The 1,178-nt window shown below is 74.7% G+C and carries 1 protein-coding gene and 1 pseudogene; both read left to right on the forward strand.

The window, feature by feature from the left end; genetic code table 11:
• Positions 1–871: LysR family transcriptional regulator (locus AC27IO_RS24530; RefSeq protein ID WP_498741252.1), on the forward strand; the 871-nt coding region annotated here is incomplete at its 5' end.
• A gap of 71 nt (positions 872–942) precedes the next feature.
• Positions 943–1,178: pseudogene (locus tag AC27IO_RS24535) on the forward strand (hypothetical protein); the annotation flags it as partial.

Genomic DNA, 1,178 nt, shown 5'->3' on the forward strand with positions numbered 1-1,178 from the left:
GGAAATCACGCCCGCAGCGGCCAGCGCCATGCTCAAGCGGCTGGAGGCGCAAGTGGGCGCGCGCCTGTTCGAGCGTTCCACCCGCGCCATGCGGCTCACCGACCAGGGGCAGACCCTGCTCGACTACGCGGCGCGGGCGCTCGAGCTGCTGGAGGAGGGCGCGAGCCAGGCGGCCTCGGAGGCCGGCGCGCTGCGCGGCACCGTGCGCGTGGCCGCGCCGTCGGACCTGTCGCGCAGCCTGCTGCTGCCGTGGTTCGACCGCTTCCTGCAGCAGCACCCGGGCGTGCACCTGGCCTTGTCGGTCAGCGACCGGGTGCAGGACGTGCGCCGCGATGCGGTGGACGTGGCCCTGCGCTATGGCGCGCTGGCCGACTCGCAACTGATCGCCCGGCCGCTGTGCATCACCCGGCGCGTGGCCTGCGCCGCACCGGCCTACCTGGCGCGGCGGGGCGTACCCCGGCACCCCGCCGAGCTGGCGGGGCACGACTGCCTGACCCTGCACATCGCCGGCCGGCGGGAGGTGCGCTGGCATTTCGAGCGGGCGGCCGATGGCGAGGCGGTCTCGGTGGCCGTGGAGGGCGAGCGCAGCGTGGACGACGGCTCCATTGCGCATGAATGGGCGCTGGCGGGTGGCGGCATCGTCTACAAGTCGGCGATCGACGTGCGCGCCAGCCTGCGCTCGGGCGCCCTGGTCGCGCTGCTGCCCGACTGGCGGGGACAGCGCTATGCCCTGCACGCCGTGCTGCCCAGCCACCGGTTCATGCCGGCGCGCGTGCGGGCGCTGGTCGATCACGTGGCGCAGTGCTGCGCAGCCCTGGTGGCCGAAGAGGCTGCGATGCCCGGCCATCCCGGCTGGGTGGCCCTGCCGTGACGCCGCGCGCCTTTCTTTGATGGTCGGGCCGCCATGCGCGCTTGGCCCCAGCGCCGATAATCCCCCCGCCCATGAATGCGCTGCGCACGCCCTTCCTCACCGCCCGCTGGCTCCTGGCGTGGTTCGCATTGGCGCTGGGCGTGGCCGCGGCGTCGCCCCTGGTGCACCCGCAGTCGCTGATGGTGGTGTGCAGTGCCGCGGGCGTGTTCCAGCTCGTGGCGCAGGACGATGGCACTGCGCCCGATGGTGGGGGCTTGCACACGCTCGACTGCGCGCTGTGCCTGCCGGGCGGCGCCCCGCCGCCGGC

The organism is Acidovorax sp. KNOB132, from assembly GCF_057541515.1.